Origin of the sequence: Phormidesmis priestleyi ULC007 (assembly GCF_001895925.1) — a bacterium.
GTDB classification, from domain to species: domain Bacteria; phylum Cyanobacteriota; class Cyanobacteriia; order Leptolyngbyales; family Leptolyngbyaceae; genus Phormidesmis_A; species Phormidesmis_A priestleyi_A.
Window position 1 is genome coordinate 1 of the sequence record NZ_MPPI01000090.1, and the last position, 2,362, is coordinate 2,362.

The window sequence follows — 2,362 nt, forward strand, 5'->3', positions numbered from 1 at the left end:
CACAATTACATCGGTAGGCTATAGAGATTGCTTGAGCCGTGTACAGTGAAAGTTGTAAGCACGGTTCTGAGGGGAGGGAGGGAGATATATCTAAAACTCACTCCTTTACCCGACCGAATTTGGTTCTGGGAACACTGTGTATGAAAAATTAGACTGAACACAGTTCCAATATTCATGGGTACCAAAGATCTTCTCAAAGAATATAATCTTTCTAGACAATGCGACAATCTGTACCCAAAAATTCTGATTCCTCTTCGTATTCAAGAAGCTCTGCTTGCTGAGCAAAGCTTAGGAAGGGCAAAAACTGCGGACAGATTTGGGGAACTCAGTGGTTGGGCAGTGGCTTTGGGAGCAATATCTCTAGCAACGCCTGTCGGATGGCTTGGTTTGATTGGTGCTGGCGCAGCAATTTTCTATGATTCCACTGAAGGTTATCAAGAACGAAAGTCAACTGTTGAGGAAGAAAATAAAAGGGCTAGACAAATTCTTAGTGACCCGGAATTGTTGCGTAAATATATGCAAAGTCAGTTAAAAAGCACGTTGCAAACAACCAGATCTAGTTTGACCAAAAGTGATGCCAGATCAGGAAAGTATGATGATGTTCTTTTAAATGCAGTTAGAGCAATACCGGGATGTCTTGTTAAAAAAGGAGAAGGGTTAAATCTTAGCTATACTTTCACGCCAGATGTTATTTTGCACATCCCTTCATTGAATCTCTGGATTGATATAGAAGTTGATGAGCCTTGGTTCTTAAGTGATTCAGGGCAAAAAGAGCCAATTCATTATATTGGTAAAGATGACTATCGAGACCAGCAGTTTTATGATGCTAGATGGATAGTTATCAGGTTTGCAGAAGAACAGATTGCTAAACAGCCCGCTTCTTGCGCTAAAGAAGTCGCAAAATTGTTGTCATTGTTCAATGTAGATGCTTCCCAACTTTTCCAAACTACTCCCGATTTGAAACCTGTTGAGCGTTGGAATTATGAGACTGCCTTGGAAATGCATAGATATTAAATTTATCTATTTGACATCTTTCAACCTTGTAGAATCGTCTCACTATTAAGTTGTCGGCAGGAGCAGCATAATAGTATCCTTCAAACCAGATGATTGGTCTCTCAGGTTAAAATGTAATGACACAGTTGAAACGAGGTCAAATCCGTGACAGTTCGGCAACCCCGCTACAGTAAAGAAGAGTTCGCTCGACGGGGCGATGAGATTTATGAAACTCAGGTGCGTCCCCAAGTCGAGGAAGGTAATCGCGGCAAAATTGTGGCGATCGACATCGAAACCGAAGACTTTGAGCTTGCTGATGATACGATGACCGCCACTCGACGACTCTATGAGCGATTGCCTGATGCTCAACCTTGGGTTGTTCGCATCGGCTATCGTGCCGTTCATCGATTTGGCGCACGGAGCTTGAAAGACGCTTTATGATGCAGGGATACGTAAATGAGAGTTATGAGGCTGTGATTTCCATCGTTGTTAAGAATGGTACTAAGGTCAAACCCGTTAATGCTGTGATCGATACTGGGTTCACAGGTTTCTTGAGTCTCTCCTCAGCAATCATTGCTGAACTTGAATTACCTTGGAGCTATCGAGATCGTGCCACTTTAGGGGATGGGAGCGAAACCCTATTTGATATCTACGAGGCGAGTGTGATTTGGGATGGACAGTTCCGAGAAATTGAAATCAATTCAGCTAACACAGAGCCGTTGCTTGGAATGAGAATGCTACGTGGGTACCGACTGCAAGTAGATACCGTTGAAGGTGGGCTGGTGACGATCGCAGCATTGACGGATGTCATTTAGAAATTGTTCGTGGGGCATGGTCTAACAATGCGATGGAGCGGCGAGTACAGTTTTTCGCTACGTTTTGGTTTTATTCATCGCCGCTCATCTTCACCGTTAGACCGCTAGGTTGTCTGTCAGGGCGCAGTCGAGAAATTGATAGTGGGGTGCGATCGCCAAGTAACTGCACATTTTCTGTGAAAATGCAGTTGCAAGCTGACTTATGGGGTACATCTGACTTTTCTCCGACTTTTTCCTGACTTTCTCCGACTGACAAATCAGGTGTACGGAGTTTAGGCTGAATTCAGTTTAAGCAATGTTAGACTTCCAAGGATAATTCAAATGCATAATGTACTTCGTGCTGCCTTTTTAGTTGCTTTTAGCACTACATTAGGGTTAGCACCTCTAACTGGAGATGTTAATACACTCGCTCAGAGCCTCCCTATCGGAGAATCTCAGTTATACTCGCCACGATTGAGAAATGGACTTTTGGATTGTTCTCCCGCATCAACGATAAGATGAGGTTTGTTCTAGAGCAGGAGAAAAGAGGTTGTTAGCATGATTCGGATTGAATT

Annotated in this window: 4 protein-coding genes; 3 read left to right on the forward strand and 1 reads right to left on the reverse strand. The window is 43.4% G+C overall.

Going from position 1 to position 2,362, the window contains the following annotated elements:
* Positions 1 to 174 precede the first annotated feature (174 nt).
* From BRW63_RS26840 to BRW63_RS26850, 3 genes are all read left to right on the forward strand, one after another.
* Entirely contained in the window at positions 175 to 1,014 is an 840-nt protein-coding gene (locus BRW63_RS26840; RefSeq protein ID WP_073075357.1) for a hypothetical protein, read from the forward strand.
* A gap of 144 nt (positions 1,015 to 1,158) precedes the next feature.
* Complete coding sequence (locus BRW63_RS26845; RefSeq protein ID WP_073075358.1) at positions 1,159 to 1,434, forward strand: hypothetical protein; 276 nt, start codon at positions 1,159 to 1,161, stop codon at positions 1,432 to 1,434.
* A 32-nt stretch (positions 1,435 to 1,466) separates the two neighbouring features.
* On the forward strand, positions 1,467 to 1,808 hold the full coding sequence (locus tag BRW63_RS26850; RefSeq protein ID WP_317615853.1) for a clan AA aspartic protease: 342 nt from the start codon (positions 1,467 to 1,469) through the stop codon (positions 1,806 to 1,808).
* Positions 1,809 to 1,878: 70 nt separating this feature from the next.
* Here BRW63_RS26850 and BRW63_RS27980 read toward each other — a convergent pair whose 3' ends face one another.
* The gene (locus tag BRW63_RS27980) at positions 1,879 to 2,064 is read right to left on the reverse strand and encodes a hypothetical protein (protein ID WP_143162138.1); all 186 of its coding nucleotides are present in this window, start codon (positions 2,062 to 2,064) and stop codon (positions 1,879 to 1,881) included.
* Between the last annotated feature and the right edge of the window lie 298 nt (positions 2,065 to 2,362).

Bases quoted from the DNA above. Each gene is read 5' to 3' on its own strand.
- BRW63_RS26840 (WP_073075357.1), top strand. From the start codon at position 175: ATGGGTACCAAAGATCTTCTCAAAGAATATAATCTTTCTAGACAATGC.